General features: G+C 43.7%; 23 protein-coding genes and 1 other annotated feature. Of the genes, 6 read left to right on the top strand and 17 right to left on the bottom strand.

The genetic code is table 11. The annotated features are described in order from the left end of the window. Positions 1-175: 175 nt before the first annotated feature. From QMA04_RS05500 to QMA04_RS05480, 5 genes are all read right to left on the bottom strand, one after another. Positions 176-1,114: an ABC transporter ATP-binding protein gene (locus QMA04_RS05500; RefSeq protein WP_191713875.1), complete on the bottom strand. Its 939-nt coding sequence runs from the start codon at positions 1,112-1,114 to the stop codon at positions 176-178. Beyond that, positions 1,114-2,169, bottom strand: coding sequence for an ABC transporter ATP-binding protein (locus QMA04_RS05495; RefSeq protein WP_290184430.1), 1,056 nt, complete (start codon positions 2,167-2,169; stop codon positions 1,114-1,116). The genes QMA04_RS05500 and QMA04_RS05495 overlap by 1 nt, the downstream gene beginning before the upstream one ends. 15 nt (positions 2,170-2,184) lie before the next feature. Beyond that, positions 2,185-3,213 (bottom strand): oligopeptide ABC transporter permease, encoded by a 1,029-nt coding sequence (gene opp3C / locus QMA04_RS05490; protein ID WP_191713873.1) that lies wholly within the window; start codon positions 3,211-3,213, stop codon positions 2,185-2,187. After that, positions 3,213-4,148, bottom strand: coding sequence for an oligopeptide ABC transporter permease (opp3b, locus tag QMA04_RS05485; protein WP_191713872.1), 936 nt, complete (start codon positions 4,146-4,148; stop codon positions 3,213-3,215). The genes opp3C and opp3b overlap by 1 nt, the downstream gene beginning before the upstream one ends. A 187-nt stretch (positions 4,149-4,335) precedes the next feature. Then, on the bottom strand, positions 4,336-6,039 hold the full coding sequence (locus QMA04_RS05480) for a peptide ABC transporter substrate-binding protein (RefSeq protein ID WP_191713871.1): 1,704 nt from the start codon (positions 6,037-6,039) through the stop codon (positions 4,336-4,338). A 242-nt stretch (positions 6,040-6,281) separates the two neighbouring features. On the opposite strand from QMA04_RS05480, the gene QMA04_RS05475 reads away from it, so the two are divergent. Next, complete coding sequence (locus QMA04_RS05475; RefSeq protein ID WP_191713870.1) at positions 6,282-6,623, top strand: DUF3899 domain-containing protein; 342 nt, start codon at positions 6,282-6,284, stop codon at positions 6,621-6,623. Positions 6,624-6,666: 43 nt separating this feature from the next. Next, positions 6,667-6,878: a binding site (T-box leader), on the top strand. 44 nt (positions 6,879-6,922) lie between these two features. Continuing rightward, a complete protein-coding gene (gene trpS, locus QMA04_RS05470; RefSeq protein ID WP_290184427.1) occupies positions 6,923-7,912 on the top strand; it encodes a tryptophan--tRNA ligase in 990 nt (329 codons plus the stop codon). A 48-nt stretch (positions 7,913-7,960) separates the two neighbouring features. On the opposite strand, the gene opp4A is transcribed toward trpS, so the two are convergent. The 7 genes from opp4A to QMA04_RS05435 form a co-directional block, all read right to left on the bottom strand. Next, positions 7,961-9,781 carry an oligopeptide ABC transporter substrate-binding protein gene (gene opp4A, locus QMA04_RS05465; protein WP_290184425.1) on the bottom strand — a complete coding sequence of 607 codons (1,821 nt, stop codon included), beginning with the start codon at positions 9,779-9,781 and terminating at the stop codon, positions 7,961-7,963. Between the two features lie 117 nt (positions 9,782-9,898). Next, positions 9,899-10,810, bottom strand: a complete 912-nt coding sequence (locus QMA04_RS05460) for an ABC transporter permease (RefSeq protein ID WP_191713867.1) — start codon at positions 10,808-10,810, stop codon at positions 9,899-9,901. Between the two features lie 26 nt (positions 10,811-10,836). Then, positions 10,837-11,799, bottom strand: a complete 963-nt coding sequence (gene opp4B, locus QMA04_RS05455; RefSeq protein ID WP_191713866.1) for an oligopeptide ABC transporter permease — start codon at positions 11,797-11,799, stop codon at positions 10,837-10,839. A 5-nt stretch (positions 11,800-11,804) separates the two neighbouring features. Continuing rightward, the gene (locus QMA04_RS05450) at positions 11,805-12,740 is read right to left on the bottom strand and encodes an ABC transporter ATP-binding protein (protein WP_225218322.1); all 936 of its coding nucleotides are present in this window, start codon (positions 12,738-12,740) and stop codon (positions 11,805-11,807) included. Then, positions 12,727-13,743 carry an ABC transporter ATP-binding protein gene (locus tag QMA04_RS05445; RefSeq protein WP_191713865.1) on the bottom strand — a complete coding sequence of 339 codons (1,017 nt, stop codon included), beginning with the start codon at positions 13,741-13,743 and terminating at the stop codon, positions 12,727-12,729. Before QMA04_RS05445 ends, QMA04_RS05450 begins: the two co-directional genes overlap by 14 nt. A gap of 563 nt (positions 13,744-14,306) precedes the next feature. Continuing rightward, positions 14,307-15,542 carry a beta-ketoacyl-ACP synthase II gene (gene fabF, locus QMA04_RS05440; RefSeq protein ID WP_191713864.1) on the bottom strand — a complete coding sequence of 412 codons (1,236 nt, stop codon included), beginning with the start codon at positions 15,540-15,542 and terminating at the stop codon, positions 14,307-14,309. 27 nt (positions 15,543-15,569) lie between these two features. Beyond that, on the bottom strand, positions 15,570-16,508 hold the full coding sequence (locus QMA04_RS05435) for a beta-ketoacyl-ACP synthase III (RefSeq protein WP_191713863.1): 939 nt from the start codon (positions 16,506-16,508) through the stop codon (positions 15,570-15,572). 187 nt (positions 16,509-16,695) lie between these two features. Here QMA04_RS05435 and QMA04_RS05430 point away from each other — a divergent pair, with 187 nt between their 5' ends. Continuing rightward, positions 16,696-16,881 (top strand): DUF2929 family protein, encoded by a 186-nt coding sequence (locus QMA04_RS05430; RefSeq protein ID WP_191713862.1) that lies wholly within the window; start codon positions 16,696-16,698, stop codon positions 16,879-16,881. A gap of 31 nt (positions 16,882-16,912) precedes the next feature. Here QMA04_RS05430 and QMA04_RS05425 read toward each other — a convergent pair whose 3' ends face one another. From QMA04_RS05425 to QMA04_RS05415, 3 genes are all read right to left on the bottom strand, one after another. Beyond that, positions 16,913-19,054: an ATP-dependent Clp protease ATP-binding subunit gene (locus QMA04_RS05425; RefSeq protein WP_290184418.1), complete on the bottom strand. Its 2,142-nt coding sequence runs from the start codon at positions 19,052-19,054 to the stop codon at positions 16,913-16,915. A 137-nt stretch (positions 19,055-19,191) separates the two neighbouring features. Beyond that, the gene (locus tag QMA04_RS05420) at positions 19,192-19,500 is read right to left on the bottom strand and encodes a metal-sulfur cluster assembly factor (RefSeq protein ID WP_191713860.1); all 309 of its coding nucleotides are present in this window, start codon (positions 19,498-19,500) and stop codon (positions 19,192-19,194) included. Between the two features lie 67 nt (positions 19,501-19,567). Beyond that, a complete protein-coding gene (locus QMA04_RS05415) occupies positions 19,568-20,332 on the bottom strand; it encodes a prolyl oligopeptidase family serine peptidase (protein WP_191713859.1) in 765 nt (254 codons plus the stop codon). A gap of 159 nt (positions 20,333-20,491) precedes the next feature. Between QMA04_RS05415 and QMA04_RS05410 the strand changes: the two genes are divergently transcribed. From QMA04_RS05410 to QMA04_RS05400, 3 genes are read left to right on the top strand one after another with little or no spacing between them, the layout of a single operon-like run. Continuing rightward, entirely contained in the window at positions 20,492-21,298 is an 807-nt protein-coding gene (locus tag QMA04_RS05410; RefSeq protein WP_290184414.1) for a Cof-type HAD-IIB family hydrolase, read from the top strand. An 18-nt stretch (positions 21,299-21,316) separates the two neighbouring features. After that, complete coding sequence (locus QMA04_RS05405; protein ID WP_203339303.1) at positions 21,317-22,168, top strand: DegV family protein; 852 nt, start codon at positions 21,317-21,319, stop codon at positions 22,166-22,168. 19 nt (positions 22,169-22,187) lie between these two features. Further along, a complete protein-coding gene (locus tag QMA04_RS05400; RefSeq protein ID WP_290184411.1) occupies positions 22,188-23,522 on the top strand; it encodes a CoA-disulfide reductase in 1,335 nt (444 codons plus the stop codon). 63 nt (positions 23,523-23,585) lie between these two features. Here QMA04_RS05400 and QMA04_RS05395 read toward each other — a convergent pair whose 3' ends face one another. Together QMA04_RS05395 and QMA04_RS05390 are read right to left on the bottom strand one after the other, a co-directional pair. Further along, positions 23,586-25,052 carry an alpha-amylase family glycosyl hydrolase gene (locus tag QMA04_RS05395; RefSeq protein ID WP_290184409.1) on the bottom strand — a complete coding sequence of 489 codons (1,467 nt, stop codon included), beginning with the start codon at positions 25,050-25,052 and terminating at the stop codon, positions 23,586-23,588. A 251-nt stretch (positions 25,053-25,303) separates the two neighbouring features. After that, on the bottom strand, positions 25,304-25,675 hold the full coding sequence (locus QMA04_RS05390; protein ID WP_191713854.1) for a YisL family protein: 372 nt from the start codon (positions 25,673-25,675) through the stop codon (positions 25,304-25,306). Positions 25,676-25,702 lie beyond the last annotated feature (27 nt).

Here is a 25,702-nt window from a genome sequence, read left to right as displayed (position 1 = left end):
CCTCCTTATATGAATAAACTTTAATATCCAGTGTTCTTCCATTCTAACATTTATCTGACTAATTGAAATAAGAAATCATCCGCCTGGATGCAGCTTTTGATAACTCTTTCACTATGCCAGCCAATAGATTGTTCCCACAAAAAAAAACGATGCCCATTAGGACATCGTTTTGCTGTTACTTCGACACTGATGCTGATTTAATCGATTCGAATTCACGTTCTGAGCATTGAACAAAATGGCCAGGACTGATTTCTCTCATACGCACGTCATCAGCTTCTGTGTATTTATGGATGGCCGGATCGTAGGACTTGCGGATCCGGTTGCGTTCATAGTTCGGGTCAGGCAATGGAATAGCTGACAACAGCGATTGCGTATAAGGATGCAACGGATTATTGTACAACTCCTCTGCAGGAGCCAACTCCACCAATTTTCCGAAATACATGACACCGATGCGATCGGAAATGTACTTGACCATCGATAAATCGTGGGCAATAAACAGGAACGTCAACCCTTTTTCCTGTTGAAGTTCTTTCAATAAGTTGACGACCTGAGCTTGGATGGATACATCCAATGCAGAGATTGGCTCATCCGCAATGATGAAATCCGGATCTACTGCCAAAGCACGGGCTATGCCAAGACGCTGGCGCTGTCCACCCGAGAATTCATGCGGGTAACGGTTAGCGTGCTCTTTGTTCAAACCAACAGTTTCCAACAAATCGTAAACCATTTTTTTCCGTTCAGTCGAGTTTTTCGCCAAACCATGGATATCGATGCCTTCAGCAATGATATCCATAACTTTCATACGCTGATTTAACGAAGCATAGGGATCCTGGAAAATCATCTGCATTTTACGGTTGAATTTCTTCAAGTCCTGCTTGGACTTTTTACCATGGACATTCTCACCTTCATAGAAGACATCCCCATCTGTTGCATCATATAAACGGATGATGGAACGGCCAGTCGTCGATTTCCCACAACCTGACTCTCCAACCAATCCGAGGGTCTCACCTTTGTAAATATCAAAGCTGATGTCATCTACTGCGCGGACTTCATTGGCTTTGCCGATGTTGAAATATTGTTTCAGGTTTTTGATTTCCAGTAATTTTTCAGCCATTACACCGCGCCCCCTTCATAATATCTGCTTCCTGGGAATTTCTTCATTCGTTCAATGACAGTTAAAGGCGGTTCTACCTTCGGCGCATCCGGATGCAACAACCAAGTGGCAGCTGAATGCGTATCGCTGACTTTAAAGAAAGGAGGGTTTTGCTCCATATCAATTTTCAGAGCGTATTCGCTGCGAAGCGCGAAAGCATCTCCTTTTGGCGGATCCAATAAATCAGGTGGCGTTCCTGGGATTGCATACAACTTGGCATCCTCCGTGTCCAATGAAGGCATGGAGCTCAATAAGCCCCATGTATATGGATGCTGCGGGTTATAGAAGATTTCATCGACTGTACCGATTTCGACGATTTTCCCGCCGTACATAACCGCCACACGATCAGCTACGTTCGCCACAACTCCAAGGTCATGGGTAATGAAAATGATTGATGTATCGATTTTCTTCTGCAGATCTTTCATCAATTCCAGAATCTGCGCTTGGATTGTCACATCAAGTGCTGTTGTCGGCTCATCCGCAATCAGGATCTTCGGATTGCAGGCGAGTGAGATGGCGATAACAATACGCTGGCGCTGTCCACCTGAGAATTGGTGCGGATATTGCTTCATCCGCAATTCAGGTTTCGGCATACCGACCATGCGCAATAAATCGATCGCTACTTTTTTCGCTTCATTTTTGCTGATCTTTTGATGCTTCAGCAAAGGTTCTGTCAGCTGCCGGCCGATTGGCATTGTCGGATTCAAGGAAGTCATTGGATCCTGGAAAATCATCGAAATTTCTTTTCCGCGGATTTTCTGCATTTCTTTATCGCTCAACTTCGTCAAATCACGGCCGCCAAATAGAATTTCGCCATTTTTGAACTCAGCGGAACTTTCAGGCAGCAAACGCATAATCGATTTCGTCGTTACAGATTTGCCTGAACCCGACTCCCCTACGATTGCCAACGTTTCACCTTTATTTAGATCAAAGTTAACCCCGCGTATCGCTTTAACTTCCCCGCCTTGGGTGTTAAAGGAAAGCTCAAGGTTTTTCACTTGTAAAATTTTCTCCATTTTAAACTTTCCTCCTTAATCTTTCATCTTCGGATCGAGGGCATCTCGAAGTCCATCACCGATTAAGTTAAATGCAATCATGATCAAACTTAGCAAGATAGCTGGGAACGCTAAGATATGCGGTGCGAACTGAATTAACGCATAGCCATCGTTAATCAATGTTCCGAGTGAAGCATCCGGTGCCTGCAGCCCCAATCCAATAAAGCTTAAGAAAGCTTCAAAGAAAATAGCGCTTGGAATTGTAAACATGGTATTGATGATGATTACGCCTAATACGTTAGGCATCAAATGCTTCCAGATAATACGAGTGTCGCTGGCACCCAACGTGCGGGCGGCCAAAACGAATTCCTGGCTCTTGTACTTAAGCACCTGGCCACGGACAACTCGAGACATCCCTGTCCAACCGGTTATCGTCAGAGCGATGATGATGGCTAGTATTCCCGGATCCATGATTAGAATGAACAGGATAACCACAACAAGGTTTGGAATACCTGTTAAAATTTCAACGACCCGTTGCATGAAATCATCCACACGTCCGCCAAAGTAACCGGAAATCCCGCCGTAGATGACGCCGATCAACATATCAATCGCTGCTGCAACGAAAGCAATGAATAGGGATACTTGAGTCCCTTTCCAGACACGTGAGAACATATCACGGCCAAGTCCATCAGTTCCGAACCAGTAGTTGACTTCAACGTTTTTCATTTCATACAAATCGACTTCTTTGCCGCCTAAAGTTCCGACTCCATCAAGGATCCCCAATTTTTCAATGACTGGGATCTTTGGTGGCAAGTTAGCGTGAGTAATAGTTTGGGCATTTGGTGCATACGGGCTGATGACCGGCCCTAAAAACGCCATAATGACGATTAGACCAAATAACACAATGCTGAATAAAGCGCCTTTGTTTTTGCGGATACGGTACCAGGCATCTTGCCAGAAGCTGACACTCGGCTTTGTGATGCGTTCCGCTTGATGTGCATCTAATGTAATGCGTTCAAACGAACCTTTCGGCAGTTCCGGAATTTTATCGATTTTTTGAGTCATTAACTTTTACCTCCTGAAAGACGGATACGAGGATCAATGACACCATAGAGAATATCGACCAGTAAAATGATGACAATCAAGAATACTGAGAAGAAGATAGTGGTTCCCATAATGATGGAGAAATCACTGACCATGATCGATTTAACGAATTGTTCCCCGATGCCCGGAATTGCGAAAATCTGTTCCACTACGAGTGATCCAGTAAGGATGGATACTGCCATTGGCCCAAGAACTGTAATCAATGGAATCAATGCGTTACGGAATGCATGCTTGAATGCGATTTCTGAACCGCTTGCGCCTTTGGCTTTCGCCAAGGTGATGTAATCCGAACCCAGTACTTCAATCATTTCAGTACGGATAAAACGTGCAGCTGTCGCAAGCGGGAACATGGCCAACGCGATGGATGGCAGAACGCTGGACATAAAGCCGTCTTTCCATAATGCAACCGGGAACAATTCCCATTTCAATCCGAACCAATATTGCAGTAAAGATGCAAAAACGAAGGACGGAATTGAAATACCAACAATAGCGATAAACGTACTGGTGTAATCCATCCATGTGTTTTGCCTTAAAGCGGCAACCATGCCCAATAGAATTCCAAGCACAGTTCCGATCAGCATACCTTGGAAACCAATTTGAGCTGAAGGACCCATACGGCTTAAAATAACATCTGTTACATCTGCGCCTTTAAATTGGTTAATGGAAATCCCTAAATCTCCTTGCACTAACCCGAACATGTAATCAAAATACTGAACCGGAAGAGGTTTGTCCAAGCCATATCTTGCCTCTACAACTGCTCTTTGATCTGGAGTTAATTTATCTGCGGAAGCGATTGGGGAACCTGGTAGTACATTCATCAAGAAGAACGTGAACGTAGCGATTAAAGCCAGAGTGATAACCATATAAATTAAACGTTTGCCAATATATTTACCCATTGTGCACCTCCAAAAATAAGTCTATTTGACAAGCTCTATGCATAATAAACAGAGTCTTGTTATATTCATGAGTTAGCAGAAAACCGTTAATTTTCGGTTAATTCCTTTACATTAGAAAAGAGAGTATATCGTCCTAACAATGCGATATACTCTCCTTCTATTTTGTTTTTACAGTAACGGGATTAAATTATTCTTTTCCAGAAATAGAAGCCCACTTATAGCTGTATTCCCCACCGAATGGGTGTTTGATGATACCGTTAACGTAAGGTTTTTGAAGAGCTTTTTCACCACGTTGGTAAATTGGTGCAATCGCTGCATCGTCTTCTAACAAGATTTTTTCAGCTTTAGCCATTGCTTCCCAACGTGCAGCTGGATCTTGTGCAAGTTCTGCTTTAGCAGATTCTACTAATTTATCAAATTCTTCGTTAGAATAAGACATCAAGTTGTGTGAAGATCCTGTTACGAACAAGTCAATGAAAGTCATTGGATCTTGGTAATCAGGGCCCCATCCAGATGTTTGGATGTCATAATCCTGTGCTTCGTCAAGCTCAAGACGAACTGCAAAAGGTACTGCTTTCAGATTAACTGTCAAACCTTCAAGATTTGTTTCAAGTTGATCTTTCAAATATGCATCCATGTTCTTAGCTGTTTCTGTATCGCCACCAAGCAATTCCAAAGTGACTTCAGTCAAGCCTTCTTCCTCTAAGCCTTTAGCCCAAAGTTTCTTAGCTTCTTCAGCGTTGAATTCAAGCATGTCTCCGTTTACTTCACGGAAATCTTTTTTGCTTTCATCAAAAGTGAATTCAGTTGGAACTAAGAAGTTTGCAGGAAGTGAACCATTCGCCAATACAACATCTGCTAGATCTTGTTTGTTGAAAGCTGTTGCAATTGCTTTACGGATATTTACGTTTTTAAGAGCTGTTGCTGCTCCTTCACGTTCTTGGTTAAATTTCAAGTAAAATACAGTTGGCTCCAAATCAGTTACTACTTCTTCGTTATCGCCATACTGCAATGCAAATTCTCCACTTAGGATTGCTTGGTCTTTTTCACCTGAGTTGTACAAGTTCACTGAAGTAGCAGGTTCTTTAACTACGTCAACATTGATTGTTTCAAGTTTAACTGTTTCAGCATCCCAGTACTCAGGATTTTTCTGCATTTTCCAAGTCAAGCCAGTGCCGTCCCAATCAGTAAGTGTGAATGGTCCGTTGAAAAGAAGGTTGTCAGAGTTAGACGCATATGCATCGCCTTTTTCAGTAACAAACGCTTCGTTTTGCGGGTAGAAAGTTCCGAATGCCATTAATGACATGAAATATGGAACCGGGCGTTCAAGTTTTACTTCAAGAGTTTTTTCATCAATAGCTTTAACGCCTAGTTCTGCTTTATCCATAGAACCTTCAGAAATTGCTGTAGCGTTAAGGATTGTTCCGCTCATCATGTATGGACCATAAGGAGATCCAGTTGCAGGATCAATCGCACGCTGCCAAGAGAACACGAAATCTTCAGCTGTTACAGGAGTACCATCTGACCAGTTAGCATCACGCAATTTAAACGTGTATGTCAAACCGTCTTCGCTTACTTCTGGCTCGCCTTCAGCCAATGCCGGAATAGCGATGTTTTCTTGATCTAAACGAAATAGTCCTTCGTTTACGTTATTCAAGATATTGAAAGCTACTGTGTCTTCAGCGATTGCCGAATCCATTGTTGGAATTTCTGCGCTTTCCATCAAGTTAAGTTCTTGTACTGAGTCTAAATCCCCAGCTGTCTCTGTACCTTCTTTTTCGTCTGTAGTTTCAGTCCCAGTGTCAGCGTTATCGCCGCCCCCACATGCTGCTAGAAAAGCACTTAGTACTAAAACTAGGCTTAGTAGCCAAAAAATCTTGCTGTTCTTCACTAAATTGACCCCCTCGAATTTTCTGAAAACTTGGTACACTGCTAATTATACATAATTTTTTTTTGTTGTACAGAACTTTTTTTGGAAATTTTTACACTCTTGTAACAATTGCGTTACATTAACATTACATAAAAGCGCCAGAATATTGGATTTGTAAGCGTTTTCGCCGTCTAAGATAAATAAAGAATTTTTGATTTTTTTTTTAATTTCTTCTACAATTGATAAGAATCGAGGTGCGAGTTTTGAAGAAAATAGGTTTCTCTTTAGTAATTATCCAAGTATTGATTTTCGTGACAATATTTTTCCGGGCAGAAAATCTTTCCTTGTTGTCCTATATCAACAACTCATTTATTTACGGTGGCGTTCTGCTGTTTTTCGGTTTGTGGGTTTTCGTCGTCCGTACAGGCGTATTTGATATATTCACCATCAGCATGAGAAAAGCTTTTAAGCTGAAATCCACACTGGATGATGATGAAATGCGTCCCCCATCCGAAGCATTGGGATTTTCCAGTTCTCTGCTGTTGACCACAGGTGCAGTCACTATGCTGATCATGGGAATTTGCCTGATGATTTACAGCTTCTAACATTGCACCTCAAATCGCTTATGTATTATAATAATAAGACATATATTGAGCGATGAAAAAGAAGAGTAAATGCAGTTCCTTCTATAAAGAGAGTCTGTGGTTGGTGGAAACAGATGGAGGATTGCATTGAATGGGCTTTTGAGCTGAACCGGTGAACGTGGAGTAGCCGGTTCCGTGTTCTTCACGTTATGAAGAAGAGTGGCCGGTGACGGCAACTAGGGTGGTACCGCGGAAAACACATCATTCGTCCCTTTTTTTAGGGGTGTGTGCTGTGTTTTTTACTTTGAGGAGGAATATTGATGAAGAAAATTTTTTCAGGCGTTCAGCCTACTGGTACGGTGACACTCGGAAATTACATAGGAGCGTTCAAGCAATTTACAGATTTGCAGGACGAGTATGATTGCATCTTCTGCATCGTCGACCAACATGCCATTACAATGCCCCAGGATCGTTTAGAGCTCCGGAAAAACATTCGTGCTTTAGCAGCTCTCTATTTGGCTGTCGGAATCGATCCGGAAAAAGTCACCTTGTTTATCCAATCTGAAGTTCCCGCCCATGCACAAGCCGGATGGATGCTGCAATGCGTCTCCACTATCGGTGAACTTGAGCGCATGACCCAGTACAAAGACAAGTCCGCGAAAAACACGTCTGTTCTAGCAGGATTATTGACTTACCCACCATTGATGGCAGCCGATATTCTTTTGTATCAGACGGATATCGTCCCTGTCGGCGATGATCAAAAGCAGCATATCGAACTGACACGTGATTTGGCAGAACGCTTCAACCGCAAATACAACGACATCTTTACGATCCCTGATATTCGCGTGCCCAAGAACGGAGCACGCATCATGTCCTTGCAGGATCCGTCGAAAAAGATGAGCAAATCCGATACCAATAAAAAAGCCATCATTACTTTATTGGATGACCTGAAAACGATCGAGAAAAAAATCAAGAGCGCGGTCACGGATTCTGAAGGAGTAGTCAGCTACGATCCGATCAACAAGCCTGGTGTTGCGAACTTGTTGACTATTGAAGCTGCATTGACCGGAGAAAGCATTGATAGTCTGGTGGCTAAATATGAAGGTTCCGGCTACGGAGATTTTAAAGCTTCTGTTGCCAAAGCCGTCACTGAACATTTGGCACCGATCCAAGAACGCTACGCTGCGCTTCTCGGTTCTGAAGAGCTGGATGCGATACTCGATGCTGGTGCTGAAAAAGCCAATTACCTGGCAAATAAAACGTTAAAGAAAATGGAAAACGCTATGGGTCTTGGACGGAAAAGAAAATAAAATATACAAAAAGGAGCTGCGAATTCGCAGCTCCTTTTCCATTTTCTTTTATTCAGCTACTTCTGCTGATTCTGCGTTTACCGCAAGATCAGACAAGTACACTCCAGTGCCATCACCGATTGCATAGTTCATTACGCGTTTATTGACAGGAGCCAATAGTGCACGGTATAGCGTAGGGAATACCGGTACTTCGTCAACCATCAATTGCTGCCATTCGTTGTAAACTTCTTGGCGGTATGCTAGGTCAAATGCTTTTTCTGAACGGCCTTCTGCTAGAAGGCGATCATTTTCTTCATTTTCCCAACGGCCGAAGTTGTACAATGTGTCAGCGCCGTACAGACCTGAAGGATCTACGTCAATTCCAACTCCCCAAGCTGCTTGGTAAACATCTACGCTTGGATCATCTTCTCCGCCGTTACCTACACGATCGTAGAACGAGTTAAACTCAACCATTTCCAAATTCACGTTCAAACCAACAGCTTCCCAAGACTGAACATAGTATTGTGCCAAAGGCTCAGCTGTATCGCCGCCAGTCATAGAAACAAAATTGATTTCCAATGGGTTGCCTTCTGGATCTTCACGGAAACCGTCATCATCTGTATCAACATATCCAGCTTCTTCTAAAAGTTGTTTAGCGACTTCAGGATCGTATTCTCTGCCTTTATTGTTTTCATCATGGAATTCAGGATGGGATGGTGGAATCAATGTTGTAGCATTCCAACGCAAACCGTTATAGAACTTTTCGCCGACAGCTGCGTTATCCACTGCATGCCACATTGCTTGGCGAAGCTCTACATCGCCCATTTTCGATTCAGGGTCATACGCAACACGGTTGTTTTCAGCATCCCATGTTCCCTGCTTGAAGCCGATATACGTATAAGCACGATCAATTGTTCCCAAATACTCTACATTCGACATTTCAGCATTATCCGGGAATTGATCTACAGGGAAATCACTTACCAGGTCAACACCGCCAGTTTCCAATTCCTGAACGACTGTCGAACTGCTGATTACTTTAATTGTTACACCATCAAGTTTTGGTTCTCCGCGCCAGTAGTCTTCGTTTTTAGAAAGAGTCACAGACTCTCCAGGTACAATGCTGTCCACTTTGAATGGCCCAAAACCGATTGGCTTTTCACGCACTTCAGGTGAAGACGAGATATCAGCAACTGCCATGTCTCCGAAGATGTGCTTAGCCAATGGGTAAGTCCAGATACTTCCTGTTAATAGAGAAGGTGTTGATTCGATATACGTAATCGACAAGGTTTTTTCATCGATCACTTCAATGCCTGAAATTGTATCAGCTTTCCCGCTGTTATACTCTTCCATTCCTTCAATGTTGGTGAAATCAGTATTGTAGCGAGGGCCGTCATAATCAGGGTTACCGATTACTTCGTGCGCAAATAGCCAATCTTCTGCAGTTACAGGTTCGCCGTCATGCCAATTGACATTGTCGCCAATTTTGAAGGTAAATGTACGGCCATCTTCTGAAACTTCATATGTTGCAGCTCCATCATTGGTATACACATAGTTTTCATCCCATGTTAATAGACCTTCATCAAACCAGTTCAAAATTTCAGCATCCGGTGCACCGGAGTAGAAGTTCCAGTTCAATGTTCCTTCAAATACTGTATCCGACACCAAACCGAATGTAACGGTTCCGCCATCAATGGCTTCCCCTTCATTTGTTTTTACATTGTCGAAATCTTCAATTGAGTACATGCCGCCATTCTTCAGATCCTGTCCGCCGTCGGCTTCTTTTTCCCCGCCTTCTTCTTTAGACGTATCGTCTCCGGAACAAGCTGCCAAGACCATTACAAAAGACAACATCGGCAATGCTAAATATCTGGACCATTTGTTTTTCGCCATTCTCTGTTTCCTCCTCTTTTCTAATAACTAAAGGTATTTCTGACTGATGTTGTACTCGAATAGAGTTGTTTATTTCTGGTACTGAGAACCCTACTCCTCCTTTTCCCCCGCTTTTTGTCACCCTCTACGCTGTCGTGCGTCAGTAGCGCGTTTTAACGCTTGCCCGACATTATTTATGCTAAGCATCAAAACAAAAATCAGGATTGATGCAGGTAACCAAATCCACCATCGTAATTCCAGTGTTTGCGGATTTCTTGCATAACTGATCAAGGTCCCCAAACTCGGAGTCGATTCCGGGAAGCCGAACCCTAAAAAGGATAAGCCTGACTCGATTCCGATATTGCCTGCCAAATTCAACGTCATCGTAACAATGATGATCGAACTAAGATTCGGCAGAACCTGGAAAAACATGATTTTAAAATCGGATGTCCCTAATGTTTTAGAAGCTTTTACGTAATCCAGTTCTTTTTCCTGCAATGCTTTTGAACGGATCAATCGCGCAATTCCCATCCATAGGAAAGCTGTCATGATCAATGAGAAAGATACAATACTGTATCCTGGTACCGCTGTAACAAATGCGATAACGATCATCAAAATCGGCAAAACCATGAAGAAGTCAACAAAGCGCATGAAAATATTATCCACAGTTCCGCCGTAATAACCAGAAATCAAACCTACCAATATGCCGATGATTCCAGTCAGTAATGTGACCAAAAATCCAATAGCTAATGAATTCCGTGTACCGATGATCAATTGCCCGAAAATATCGCGGCCGCCGTAATCCGTCCCCAGCCAATAAGTGGCCGATGGCGGCTCATATAGTGCAAAAAGATCTACTTTGATAATCTCAGACTGGTCCATGATGATCGAAGTGCCGAAGACGCCAGCAATGATCAAAAACAGGAACAAGAGAGAACCAAATGCAACTTTGTCCCGAATCAGCTCTCTTAGTAATATACTGAATCCAGATGGGCTTTTGCCAAGATCCACATCAGGGATTTGTGCTCCACTGTCTTTATCAATTCTCATATTTACACCTCTAAAATTGTCATTTATTATTTAATCCGTATGCGTGGATCAACCAAACTCAAGATGATATCGGATAGCAATGCCCCGATAATCGCTGCTAGTCCAAACAACAGGACAAGAGCTGTCATAACGCTGTAATCACGTAAGCTGATTGAAGAAAGGAACAATTCACCCATTCCTGGGTAGCCGAAAATATTCTCGATGAAAATGGTCCCGCCAATCAAGCCAGTGATTTCATAGCCGAAGAAGGCGGCAATCGGCAACAGGGAATTCCGCAAAATGTGGCGATTGTAGACCCGTGTCTCAGAATTGCCTTTTGCTCTGGCTGTTACGATAAAATCTTTTTGTTTTGTATCAATGATCTCACTTCTCAAATACTGGACTGTTGAAACAGTTGTAATTAATGCCATAGACAATGCCGGCAATAATAAATGATTCAGTTTGCTCAGGAAATATGCGAAGGTTCCCGGTTCAGTACCCGGTGTCACACTTCCGCTTGTCGGGAACCAGCCCAACTGGAATCCAAAAACAAACAGCATAACCAAGGCGAAAATAAATAATGGAGCTGCAAAGCCTATATACGTATATCCTGTGATGGCACGATCCAACCATGTGTCGTTAAAGCGGCCGCTGATGATTCCAAGTGGAATGGCAATCAAGTAAGTCAGGATCAATGTAGCCAATGACAGCCACAATGTATTGATCATGCGTTCGCCGATCAATTCAGATACTGGCATCTTAAAGCGGAATGACTGTCCGAAATCCCCTTGAAGCACACCTTTGATCCAGTCGATATACTGTACATACCATGGATTGTTCAATCCAAGACGTTCTCGCATCGCTTCGATGGTGGCAGGGTCGATATTGGGATCAATCAGTCCGGTTAATGCATCTCCAGGCATTGCTTGGGCCAAGATGAAGACCAAGACACTCAAGAGGATAATTTGCGGGATCGTTATAAGTGTTCTGCGTAAAATTAATTTCCACATACCATTCAACCTCTCTCAGGCAACGCTACTTGGTGGGTAGCTGAAATTGATTTTAAAGAGAAAGGCAAACCTTCTTCATCAAAAAAGTCTTTCTCCAACTTGTCGTACTCAGATTTCACCAGTTTGCGATTTTCGTAATGCATTTCCCGATTGCGCGGGTTGCTGTCCGGAATGGCCGCAATCAACCGTTTTGTATAAATGTGCTGCGGGTTGTTGAAAATTTCGTCAGATGTCCCATGTTCAACATATCGCCCTTTATACATGATGCCGATATGATCGCACATGTGGCGGATAATCCCCAAATCATGGCTGATGAATAAATACGTCAAGTTCAATTCTTTTTGTATTTCACGCATGAAATTCAATACTTGCGCCTGGACGGAAACATCCAAGGCAGATACCGGTTCATCCGCAATGATCAATTTTGGATTGAGCGCTATTGCCCGGGCAATACCGATCCGCTGCCGCTGTCCTCCGGAGAATTCATGCGGGTATTTATAGATAGCTTCTGGACTGAGCCCAACTAATTCCATTAGCTCCTGAACACGGATCCGCTCTTCTTTAGCCGATAAGTTTTCGTAGTTGCGCAGAGGTTCTGCGACAATATCCACTACTCTTTTTTTAGGGTTCAATGAGGAAAATGGATCTTGGAAAATCATCTGGATATCTTTTCGCACATCAATATACTCTTTCTTGTTGATCGTAGCCAAATCTCTTCCTTCAAACATGACCTTGCCTGAAGTGATATCGTTCAAACCGATAATCGCGCGTCCTGTTGTTGTCTTTCCTGATCCAGATTCGCCGACAAGCCCATAAGTTTGGCCCTGTTCAATAGAGAATGAAACACCATCTACTGCGCGAACATGATCTTTTACTGTCTGAAAGACTCCTCCACGTACGGGGAAATGAACTTTCAGGTTTTCAACTTCAATTAGCGACATAATTGCGCTCCTCCTCGGCTTGTTCTGGGAAGTAAAAGTCCTTGTAGCATGTGCAGCGCACAAAATGTCCAGGACTAATTTCATGGAGTTCCGGTGAAGCTTCGTGTGAAGATTCTTCGATCCAAGGAATTCTGGCAGCGAACCGGCAACCGGTTCTTGGCAGTTTCTGGAGCGATGGCACTACCCCTTGTATTACGTGAAGTTCTTCCTTCACGTCGTTCAATGTAGGTATTGAATTTAAAAGTGATCGGGTATACGGGTGCTGTGGATTTTCCATCAATGTATAAACATCTGCAATCTCCACAATTTGCCCCGCGTACATGACTGCTACCCGATCGGCCATTTCTGCTACGACACCCAAATCGTGTGTGATTAGGATAATGCCGGCATTGATGGTGTCTTTCAATTCTTTTATCAAATCAAGGATCTGTGACTGAATCGTCACGTCTAACGCAGTTGTCGGTTCATCTGCAATCAACAGTTCGGGCTGATTGGAAATCGCCATAGCGATTACAATACGTTGGCGCATTCCGCCTGACAGTTCATGCGGATACTGGTGATATGTTTTTTCTGGACGGGGAATGCCCACTTGATTCAATAAATTGATGACCTGCTTTTTTCGCAGGCTCTTGGAACTTTTCGGGTTGTGCAGGAAAATTGCTTCATCAATTTGATCTCCCACTACCATAAGCGGATTCAGAGCTGAAAGTGCATCCTGAAAAATCATTCCCATATCTTTGCCGCGCAATTTTCTCATTTGGCTGGTGCTAGCCTTTACCAGGTTGATTCCTTTGTAATCAATATCCCCTTCGATTTTGGCTCTTGTATGAAGACCCATGATAGAAAAAGCAAAAGCACTTTTGCCGGATCCTGATTCACCTACGATTGCCAACACTTCGTTCTTTCTAACGGTCAACGATACATCATCAACTGCAGCGTAATAATCATCTTTAATTCTAAAAGACGTTTTTAAATTCTTGATATTCAACAAAACATCATTCACATTTATCCTCCTCAAAATGAATCCGTTCTATGGTTGTCTTCTTGCTGAACTGAGCGACTTAATACATGCAATGAAGTTTTCAATTTTCAGACATATCATCCTAAAAAAAATGTTAACACTTGCTGAGCTGTTTCCCCGGAACAGCATATCAACGTTAATGTTTTCTTCGGATAATGGTTTCTACCATTAATTTTATTACAATAAAATTACAAAAACAATGATTATTATTAATTTTATGAATTATTTCGTAATTCCGAATAGCAATTTCTCTTTAGAAAACCAGTCGTACCAACGTTTCGATAGAGATTAAATTATTGTGAATATCCACTCATTTTTTAACGAGAGAGAGCCTAGTAAATATTGTTCATATAATTTGTATTGTACATCCATATAATTAAACACTAATGCTCTGTGTAAATAGAATAACACAAGCTAAACAATAATCGGAAAACTTTTTCAATTTTTATAAAAATATGTCATAACCCCCTTATTTCTACATGGAAAACATAAAAACAGCTAGCTGCGTCAACAAAGCGCAACTAGCTGTTTCATCTAGATAGTGGTTAAATTTTCTTGAATACCAGTGAAGCGTTATGTCCACCAAAGCCTAATGAATTGCTCATAGCAAATTTCAAATCCGCTTTGCGGGCTTCATTTGGAACATAATCCAAATCGCATTGCTCGTCCGGTGTTTCGTAATTCGTTGTTGGGGGCATAATGCCTTCTTGAAGAGCCAACGCAGTGAAGATCGCTTCTACTCCACCTGCTGCACCAAGTAAATGGCCTGTCATAGATTTTGTAGAACTCATTCCTAATTTGTAGGCATGCTCACCAAATACCGTTTTCACAGCCATGGTCTCGTACAAATCATTATATGGTGTACTTGTTCCATGCGCATTGATATAACCGACTTCCGTTGTTTCAACACCGGCATCTGCCAAAGCTTGTGCCATTGCACGGGCCGCTCCTTCTCCACCTTCAGCAGGAGCTGTAATATGGTGGGCATCGCCAGTCGAGCCGTACCCGACCACTTCCGCATAGATTTTGGCGCCACGTGCTTTTGCGTGTTCATATTCTTCAAGGATAACAATCCCTGCACCTTCACCGATAACGAAACCATCGCGGTTCTTATCGAATGGACGGGATGCTGTAGCTGCATCCGGATTGGTCGTCAATGCCGTATTGGCTGTAAAGCCGGCTACAGACAATTGCGTGATCGGTGCTTCAGCGCCACCCGAAATCATTACATCTGCGTCTCCGCGCTGGATGACTTTAAAAGCATCTCCAATCGAGTTGGTGCCGGACGCACAGGCAGTCACCGAGCAGGAGTTGATGGCTTTTGCGCCAAAGTAAATCGATACTTGCCCTGAAGCCATATCAGGAATAATCATTGGAATCAGGAACGGGCTGATGCGGCGGACGCCTCTTGTATTCAACACATTCATCTGGTTTTCAATGGTTTCCATTCCGCCGATGCCAGAACCGATCCAAACTCCCGTACGCAAAGCTGTATTGTCATCCAGTTCAAGGTCAGCATCTTTCATGGCCATAATGGAGGCTGCTAACGCATAATGCGTAAAACGGTCCATTTTCCGGGCATCTTTCTTTTCTACATAATCTTCCATTGAAAAACCTTCTACTTCAGCTGCCACTTTTGCTGAATACAAATCTGCATCCAATCTAGTTAAGGGACCGACACCGGATTTCCCGCTTTTTACAGCTTCCCAGGTTGTTTCGATGTTATTGCCTAAAGGTGTTACAGCACCAATTCCCGTAATGACTACACGGCGATTATCCATTCTATCTTCTTCCTTTCGCATAGCTGATTATTTGCCCCACTTCATTGCAATTGCTCCCCAAGTCAAGCCACCACCGAATCCAACCATGACGATGACATCGTCATCTTTGACACGGCCTTCTTCGATGTCTTCGACAAGAGAAATCGGAATTGAAGCTGCTGAAGTGTTGCCATACTTGTGAATCGTTTTTGACATTTTTTCAATTGGAAGCCCCAAGCGTTCTCGGGATGCTTCCATAATTCGAATATTCGCTTGATGCGGAATCAGAAAATCGACGTCCTCTTTCTGCAATCCCGCTTTTTCAATAACATTTACAGCAGATTCACCCATCTGGCGAACTGCAAACTTGAATACTTCCCGGCCGTTCATCTGCAGATGATCTTCTTCATCTTGGAACAGGTGCTTGCCGCCAGACCCATCAGCCCCCAGTTCAAAGGACAGAATCCCTCTTCCTTCGGATACTTTCCCAATGATTGCGGCTCCCGCTCCGTCACCGAAAAGGACAGCAGTATTGCGGTCTTCCCAGTTGGTGATTTTTGATAATTTCTCGACGCCCACAACCAGAATATATTTATAAACATCATTGTCGATGAATTGTTTTGCTGTGATAACTCCATACATAAAGCCGGCACATGCTGCTGAAATATCCATGGCTGCAGCATTGACAGCACCAATTTCCTGCTGGATGACACAAGACATCGATGGGAATGGCTGGTCCGGCGTTACGGTCGCCACCAGGATCAAACCAATTTCAGCAGGATCGATTCCAGCATCCTGAATCGCTTTTTGCGCAGCTTCACGAGCCATATGAGAAGTGTCCTGTTCCTCTCTCGCGATTCGGCGTTCTTCTATGCCTGTCATTGTTCGAATCCATTCGTCACTGGTATCCATCCGCTGCTCTAATTGAAAATTCGTCAATTTATCTTCAGGCAAGCATCTGCCCATACCGATTATGCCAGCATTCATTTTATATCCCTCATTTCACTTGTCATCATATATTAGTACCTGGTGTTAATAATACGTCATCTATCCTTTAATTTCAACTAACTGACATATTTCCGACAAAAAATCTTCAATCTCTCCAATCTTCCTTTCTGTCTGTCGGAGCTTGTGCTATGATTAATCTAGATATTCTATGTAGAGGTGAAACTAGATGCAATATATTGGAACGTTCTTATGGTCATTCTTATTGATTTCATTGGTCAACTATGTGGTAAGTGCAGTACAAAACGTACCGTTCGACTTCATGATCGGCGTTTACATTTCAGTCGGAGTTTCAATCATGATCTTCGTTATGTCAGCTGTCATTTCTAACGAACCAGCTCCTGAAAAGCATTAATAGAAAAAGAAGCGTAAACCGGTTAGCCGGTTTACGCTTCTTTTTTGTTGATGATGATTTGCTTATTGTCGCCCATAGTCAATTCCAACTCTGTATTTGCGACGATTCCACCTTTGATCAATTCACGGGCGATATTCGTTTCGATATTCCGCTGGATAAACCGTTTTAATGGCCGTGCCCCGAATACCGGATCGGTTCCAGCTTCGACGATATAGTCGATGACGGAATCATCCACTGTCAGCTTGATTTGCTGCTGACTGATGCGGGCTGCCAATTCAGCGATCATCTTCTTAGCAATTCCGTAGAAATGAGTGTTGTTGAGCGCATGGAAAATGACGATGTCATCAATGCGGTTCAACAGCTCCGGCTTGAAATGTCTGCGCAATTCGCTCATGACAATGTCTTCAATATCATGTTCATTGCTCGTATCGCTGATGTGGGCTGATCCGATATTGGAAGTCATGATCACCACCGTGTTCGAGAAGTTGATTAAGCGCCCTTGGCTGTCGGTGATGCGCCCGTCATCCAGAATCTGCAACAGGATATTGGCGACATCCGGGTGGGCTTTTTCAATTTCATCAAGCAACACGACAGAGTAAGGGTTGCGGCGTACCGCTTCGGTCAACTGTCCACCCTCTTCATAGCCGATGTATCCTGGCGGCGCTCCGACCAAACGGGATACACTGTGTTTTTCCATATACTCGGACATGTCGATTCGGATAAAATGATCTTCCGAATCAAACAGATTTGCAGCAAGAGACTTGGCCAATTCGGTTTTACCGACACCGGTCGGACCTAGGAAAATAAATGAACCAATCGGTTTCTTCTCATCCTTGATGCCTGCCCGCGCTCTCCATACAGCTTCCGTCACCAGTTCAACTGCCTTATCTTGTCCGATGACCCGTTCTTTTAAGGTCTCGCCTAAGCGAAGCAATTTTTCACGTTCACCTTCCACCAATTTGGTTACCGGGATTCCAGTCCATCTGGCGACAATGCCGGCAATTTCTTCTTCCGTCACTTCTTCACGCAACAACCGTTCAGCGCCGTCTTTTTCAAGGTTGGCTTCGAGCGCTACCAATTCCTTTTCCAGTTCCGGAATCTTGCCATGCTGCAGAACGGCTGCCGCATTCAAATCATAGCGGTTTTCCGCATCTTCCAGCTGGCGGCGGAACTGATCCAATTGTTCCCGCTTTTCCTGGATTTTCTTCAACGATTCTTTTTCTTCTGTCCACTGGTTTTTCATATCTGCGGAAGAATCGCGCAGCTCCGTGATTTCTTTACGCAAAGTATCCAAGCGTGTTTTGCTGGCTGCATCGGTTTCTTTCATCAATGCCTGCTCTTCGATTTCAAGCTGCATAAGGCGGCGCGTCACTTCATCCAATTCCTGCGGCATGGAATCGATTTCTGTCCGGATCATCGCACATGCCTCATCGATCAAATCAATGGCTTTGTCCGGCAAAAAGCGTTCAGTGATGTAACGATCCGACATAGCAGCCGCAGCTACAATGGCACGGTCATGTATCCGCACAGCATGGTGCAGTTCAAAACGCTCCTTCAAACCGCGCAAAATCGACACCGTGTCTTCTACAGAAGGCTCTCTTACCATCACTTGCTGGAACCGGCGTTCCAAAGCCGGATCTTTTTCAATATGCATCCGGTATTCGTCCAATGTGGTCGCTCCGATGCAATATAATTCCCCTCGGGCAAGCATCGGTTTCAGCATATTTCCTGCATCCATCGCACCTTCAGTTTTACCCGCTCCGACGATGGTATGAATTTCATCAATAAACAGGATGATCTGTCCTTCACTGTCTTTGACCTGCTTTAAAACACTTTTTAACCGTTCCTCAAATTCCCCCCGGTACTTGGCTCCAGCAATCAATGCGCTCATATCAAGCTCATAGATGGTCCGGTTTTTCAACCCTTCCGGTACGTCATTGCGGACAATTCGCTGTGCCAATCCTTCAACGATCGCCGTTTTGCCGACACCCGGTTCGCCGATCAATACCGGATTGTTTTTGGTTTTCCGCGACAGAATGCGGATGACATTACGGATTTCCTGGTCTCGTCCGATGACAGGATCCATTTTCCCTGATTGGGCTTGCTCCACCATATTGCGGCCAAACTGCTCCAACGGGGATTTTTGTTCTGTGTTATTTTGGAATTGAACCATAACAACCACACCTCTCAATTAGTTTGACTATCTTTGACTAATTAGATTATAGTCAAATTTTCAGGAATATGCAATTATTTTGGTCTTAAAAAAAGGCCGTTACGGAATAAAATCCGTAACGGCCTTTCAAGTATAGATTATCTGACGCCAAGCGCCATTTTCGCGTAACGAGACATATGTTCTTTGCCCCATACTGGCTGCCAGACGATTTTAACATCGACTTCTTCCACTTCAGGCAGCTCATATAATGCTTCTTTGACCATTTGAACGATTTGAGGTCCCATTGGGCAACCCATTGACGTTAATGTCATGGTAACCACTGCAAATCCGTCTTCTGTAACCATTACATCATATACAAGGCCCAAATTGACAATATCGACACCCAATTCAGGATCGATTACTGTTTCTAAGGCACCCATCATGCTGTCTTTCATATCTTGATCCATTCAGAATCCCTCCCTTTACTGTTAGTACCATCTTAACAAACTTTCACCGGAAATGAAATTCACACGCTTATTCCAGCAAATACTTAGCCAGCCAGTTTGTCGCTTCAAGCATGCCGGTCCGGCTCACCGCATGTCCCGCTTCGCGTTCACGCTTGAACTCGATCTTCTCAGGGATCGCTTCATATTGTTGTTTCAATTCTTTATACAAGCGATAGGTCGGTTCAAATGGAACCGTGACATCCTGTTCCCCATGCCAGAAATAAATCGGGCGTCCATTGAATTTCTCCAAATGGCGGCGGCTGTCAAAAATAGCTAAAGTCGACAGCATCTTTTCGCGTTCTTCTTCACTGATCGGCAACTGGAAACCTCTCTTTTCGTATTGGGCCATCTGTGCCTGTGCCAATTCCACATAGTTTCCGGCACCCATCATCACTGCGGCCGCTTTGATCCACGGATAGACCGTCATTGCGCCCAGTGTCGTAATGCCGCCCATTGACGTACCGCCTACTGCTGGTTCACCGGCCATCAATCCGCGTTTATGTAATTCATCCCGCAGAAATGCCAATTCTTCAATTGATGTCAAAACGATTTCCCAAAATCGTAAGCTTATCTGGACTCCATCCAATCCTTCACTTCGTTCTCCGTGAAGATGGGAATCAGGTAAAATCACACGAATTCCTTTATCAGCCAATTGGTATGCATAATGCAGATTATGCTCTTTAGCACTCGTATGCCCATGAAAAAAAATAACGGTCGGCAACTCTTTTCCATCCTGATCCGGCGTTATGTTCAGCAATGGGATATGTCCCCAGACTTGTCGTTCAACTCTCATCTCAAATCACTTCCTTCATTAGTAATCCTACCAATCTTAACCTTATCCAGCAAATGTCAATCTACTTCCCAAAAAACCCTGTCGATTTTCTCAAGATTTTTTGACGAAACCCTCGTATTATCGCTACACTAGTAGTATAGAGAAAGGAGTCGGCTATTTATGAAGCAACATTTGATTGTTCTAGATTTAGATGGAACCTTATTAACCGATCAAAAAGTCATTTCACCCAAAACGAAACTGACTTTAAATAAAGCACTTGAAGCAGGGCATCAAGTTATGATTGCCACTGGACGTCCATACCGTTCAAGCGAACCGTATTACAAAGAATTGGGGTTGACGACACCAATCGTCAACTTCAATGGAGCTTTTGTGCATCATCCAGCCAATCAGTATTGGGGCATGCACCATAACCCGATCGGGCTCGACGTTGTCCATGAAGTGGTCGAATCCATGCACAACTATGAATTCCACAATATCGTCGCTGAAGTATTGGATGATGTCTATGTCCATCACCACGATGAAAAACTAATGGATATCTTCCGGTTCGGTGATCCGACCATCACCACGGGTGACTTGCGAAATTACTTAAAAACAGATCCAACTTCTATTCTGATTCATGCACCTTTTGAACGCGTACAGGAAATTCATGATCATCTCTCTTCTGTCCATGCGGAAGTCATCGATCATCGTCGCTGGGGAGCTCCTTGGCACGTCATTGAAATTGTCAAAAGCGGAATGAGCAAAGCTGTCGGACTTGACCGCGTCTCTAAATCGCTCGGGATTTCACGGGAAAACATCATTGCATTCGGCGACGAAGACAATGACCTGGAAATGATAGATTTTGCAGGCGTCGGAGTTGCAATGGGCAACGCCATTGATCCGTTGAAGAACATAGCTAACGAAATAACTTTAACCAATAATGAAGACGGCATCGCTGAATTGCTGATCGATCGATTGAAATTGTAAAAGAAAAGGGGGATTTACATGAGACTATTTGCTGACAGCGCATCTGATTTGCCGAAAGATTTTTTTGAAAATGAAAACGTCGTTTTATTTCCGCTTCGTGTCCATATCGGAAATCAGGATTATGAAGATGTAAGAGGCATTCAATCCATTAAAGTATTTGATGATATCCGTTCAGGCAATCATCCCAAAACATCACAAGTATCACCTGAAGAAATGCTGTCCGCTTTTGAGAAGTTAGCAAAAGATGGTGATGAAGGTTATTACATCGCCTTTTCGTCTGAACTATCAGGCACTTACAGTACAGCCGTAATGGTCTCAGATCAAGTACGCGAGGAATACCCGGAAATGAAGCTCACCATTCTTGATTCTAAAGCAGCATCCCTCGGCTACGGGCTTCTGGTGAAAGAAGCTGCAAAAATGCGGGATGACGGCCAACCGTTAAACAAAATTATAGAAAAAACCCGTTTTATGGCCGACCACCTGGAAAGCCTATTTACTGTCGAGGATTTGGATTATATGGCCAAAGGCGGACGCATCTCTAAAGGCAGCGCTTTTGTAGGCGGGTTATTGAACATCAAACCATTGCTCCACGTAGAAGACGGCAAATTGGTGCCGATTGAAAAATTGCGCGGACGCAAAAAAGTCATCAAGCGAATGATTGAATTGATGAAAGAACGCGGAAGCCAATTAGACCAGCAAACAATTGCCATCAGCCATGGAGATGATGAAGAATTCGCCAATACTTTAAAAGAAGAAATTGAAGAAAACTTCCATCCCCAAAAAGTCGAAATCCATATGATCGGTTCGGTTATTGCTGCACATACGGGCCCCGGCACATTGGCTTTATTCTTCTTCAACAAAATTGAATAAGGAAAGGGCTGACTTTCTTATGAAAAAAATAGTCATTGTCGGTGCAGTCGGCGGTGGAGCAACAGTAGCCGGCCAAATTCGTTTTTATGATCCGGATGCACACATCGTAGTATTCGACCGTGATTCGACGATGTCCTACGCTGCCTGCGGCACTCCCTACGTCATTGGTGGTGTCATCGAAGATGAACGCTCCATCATCATGACAGATCCGGAAAAATTCAAAAAGAAACGCGATGTCAATGTTAAGTTGCAGCATGAAGTGTTGGAAATCGATCGTGAGGGCAAAAAGGTACACGTTCAAAACTTAGTAACAGGTGAGCAATTCCAAGAGTCCTATGACACGTTAATCTTGTCTCCTGGCGGTTCTGCTGTGATGCCTGATGTGGAAGGCATCGAGTCTTCGAAAGTTTTCACTTTGCGCAATTATGAGGACATGCAGCGCATTGACCAATTTATCAAGACACAGCAGCCTAAAAATGCCATCGTCTCAGGGGGAGGTTTTATCGGCCTTGAAATGGCTGAAAACTTGAAGCATCTTGGGTTGGATGTCACACTCGTCCATAAGTCCCCAACCATCATGTCCATTTTAGACACGGACATCTCCTTGCTCATCGAAAAAGAATTAGCGCTTCAAGGCGTGAAGCTTTTGACAGGAACTACGATTGAGAAAACCGAAGGCAAAACGATTAAATTGGGGAACGGAATTGACCTGCAGGCTGATTTCATTATCATGAGCATCGGATTGAAGCCCAATACTGAGCTTGCTGAAAAAGCAGGGTTGAATATCGGCGAAACCGGCGGCATCCAAACCAATGAGTTTATGCAAACCAATGACCCTTCGATTTATGCAATCGGAGATGCTTCAGAGAATTCCGACATGGTCACCGGAGATCCTAAAAGGGTTCCTCTTGCGTCCCCTGCCCATCGCCAGGCGTTTATTGTAGCCCAGCACCTGACAGGGAACAAACTCGCAAAAAAAGGGTTGCTCGGGACTTCTGTTTTGAAAGTTTTTTCACTGACTGCAGCTATGACCGGATTGAACGAACAGTCCATAAAGGATAAGAATCTCCAGTCCGCTACAGTCACTCATACCAGCAACTCGAACGCCGGCTATTATCCGGACCACGCTCAAATCACGTTAAAGGTCCATTACAATCCGGAAACTCGTAAGATTTTAGGCGCGCAATGCATCGGCGGCAAAGGAGTCGACAAACGCATTGACGTGATTGTTACAGCCATCTATGCCGGTTTAACGGTTGATGATCTGCAGGCACTTGAGCTTTGCTACGCGCCTCCCTACTCGTCTCCGAAAGACCCGATCAATATGATTGGCTATAAAGCCATCACTAAATAAAAGCAGAATCAAAAACAGGACGGAAAAGCATATCGCTTTTCCGTCCTGTTTTAGTTTTTGAAACTACTGTACCGCTTTTTCATTTTCTTTTTGTTTTGCAGCATCTGCTTTGCGCTGTTTGCCTTTGCGCCAGACGAACCAAAGGAACAGCATGAACACGACATACATGATAGCAAGTGTTGCAATATAGGCCGTATTGAGGCTGGTTTCTTCAGTAACGTGGAAAACTTCCGCAATTTCACGATCTTGTGTCATACGGTACTCGCCATTTTCTCCTTGGCGAATGATGTCACTTTCAAACAAACCACGAAGCTCCTTGCCTTCTCCAATTACGTCAGTCGACAAATTGAAGTTCTGAGTCGAAGAGGAATTGTTGATGGCGACAATCCATGTCTCTTCATCATTTGAACGTTTGTATACCAGCCACCCATCCTCGTCATGGAGCACTTCCAAGTCTCCTGTCCGCAAAGCGGCAGAGGCATTGCGCAAGGACGTTAGGTCAGTAATATGGTCAACCAGTTCTTTATCTACTGCCATGTCCAAAATTTGATGCGATTCCGTTGCTTCAACGCCATTCATAGCAGCTTCAGAGCCGTATTGAATGACTGGAATTCCAGGCATCGTCAATAATTGAGTCAGCAATAAAGTCCAGCGTGTGGGCGGAAAGCCGTTCACATCGACAATATCGGCCGTAAAGCGCGACCCCAATAGGGAATCGACTTGAATCAGCTTGCCTTCGCTTTGTTCCATGATAGTGGAAATCCCGGTCATGTCCTGATCAAAATTCTTATACGCGGCGCGCAGGGTTTCTTCCACTCCCGGCAAGACCACTGCGTCAAACCCAGGAGTTTCTTCCATTTCACGATCGCTCAGCAAATAGCTGCTCCCCGCGCCTTTCATAGCTTCAGAAAAATCGAGAATAAATGCAGGGTCCAATTGATCGGCATTCTGAAGACGATACCCATCAACTTCGTAGGTTTCCGTGAATTCCTCGAATACTGAGATCAAGGCTTCTTGCACTTCTGAATTCGCTGTATCCAGTGCCAGGCTGCCATCTTCATTTTCTGTAAACCACTCTGGATTTTCAATTGCCCATACATGGTTTTCATTGACTTGTTGCGTTGGAATATCCACAATCACTTTCATTTCCTGGTCGTGGACTTCGGTAACCAGCTCTTTAAATTCTTCATCGGTACCGAAATGGCGTTCAAATTCAGTATAATCCAATACGCTTTTCCCATCATATGTAGCTGTAGAGAATACAGGTCCTATTGAAAGAGCAGTAAAGCCCATTTCTTTAACAAACAGGATTTCACTGGCCATGCCATCGAAATCGCCTCCGTTAAAAGCAGCAGGGTCAACTGCATTCACTTCATAGTCGTTGTCGATCTTTTTGTTGAAATACCGGTCGACCAGTGTATCGTATATGAACTCGTCTTTAAGCTCCAGCTCATCTTGAGCAGATACCGGACTAACCAAAGTCAGCAGCAGCACACTTGTTAAAATGCCTGAAATCCATTTTTTCTTCACTCTAAAATCCTCCTTCAATGAGGTCGTACTTATGTTCCACCCGGTTTATTTTATCAAACTCCAGCTACTGCCGCCATGTTAAGTTAAGGTTTCCTCAGTGACTTGTCCGAGTTTCGTCTAAACTGTGAAAATCGCTTTAGAAAAGCGGAAGCGCCCAACTGAAGGAATGGAAGATATGAGCAGAAAAGCTGGACACTTGCAGCTGAAACAAAAGAAAAAGGCAGGTGCTGGATGCACCTGCCTTACTTTCATTAAAAGAAATCCATACCGACCGGCAACATGAAGCCGATAAACATAGTTGCAAATAGGAATAATGCAAATAATGCCCAGAACATCGTAACCGGTTTTTGTTTCTTCGAACGGACCAATACCATCTCCATCATTCCGATTGTCAAAATGCCCAATAGGAACTTGATGCCGTATACCATCGGATCAGAAGAAGACCATTCAATGAATAAAGTAAGTCCGGTGATGATGATCAAGATATAAAACAATCTCAATACCATGTGTAAAATCTTGCGGCCTTTGCTGTCACGCTGCATGAATGCGGCAATCAGGAATAAAACGATTGCAATGACCCATGTCGTGATGTGTAAATGTGTAGTGTCTGTAAAAATACTCAAAAGCTCACCTCTTCCAATAATGTCCTC

The organism is Planococcus sp. APC 3900 (assembly GCF_030407735.1).
Taxonomy (GTDB): Bacteria; Bacillota; Bacilli; order Bacillales_A; family Planococcaceae; genus Planococcus; species Planococcus notacanthi.
The sequence above is the reverse complement of the archived record's forward strand: the minus strand, read 5'-3'. Positions and strand labels throughout refer to the sequence as shown.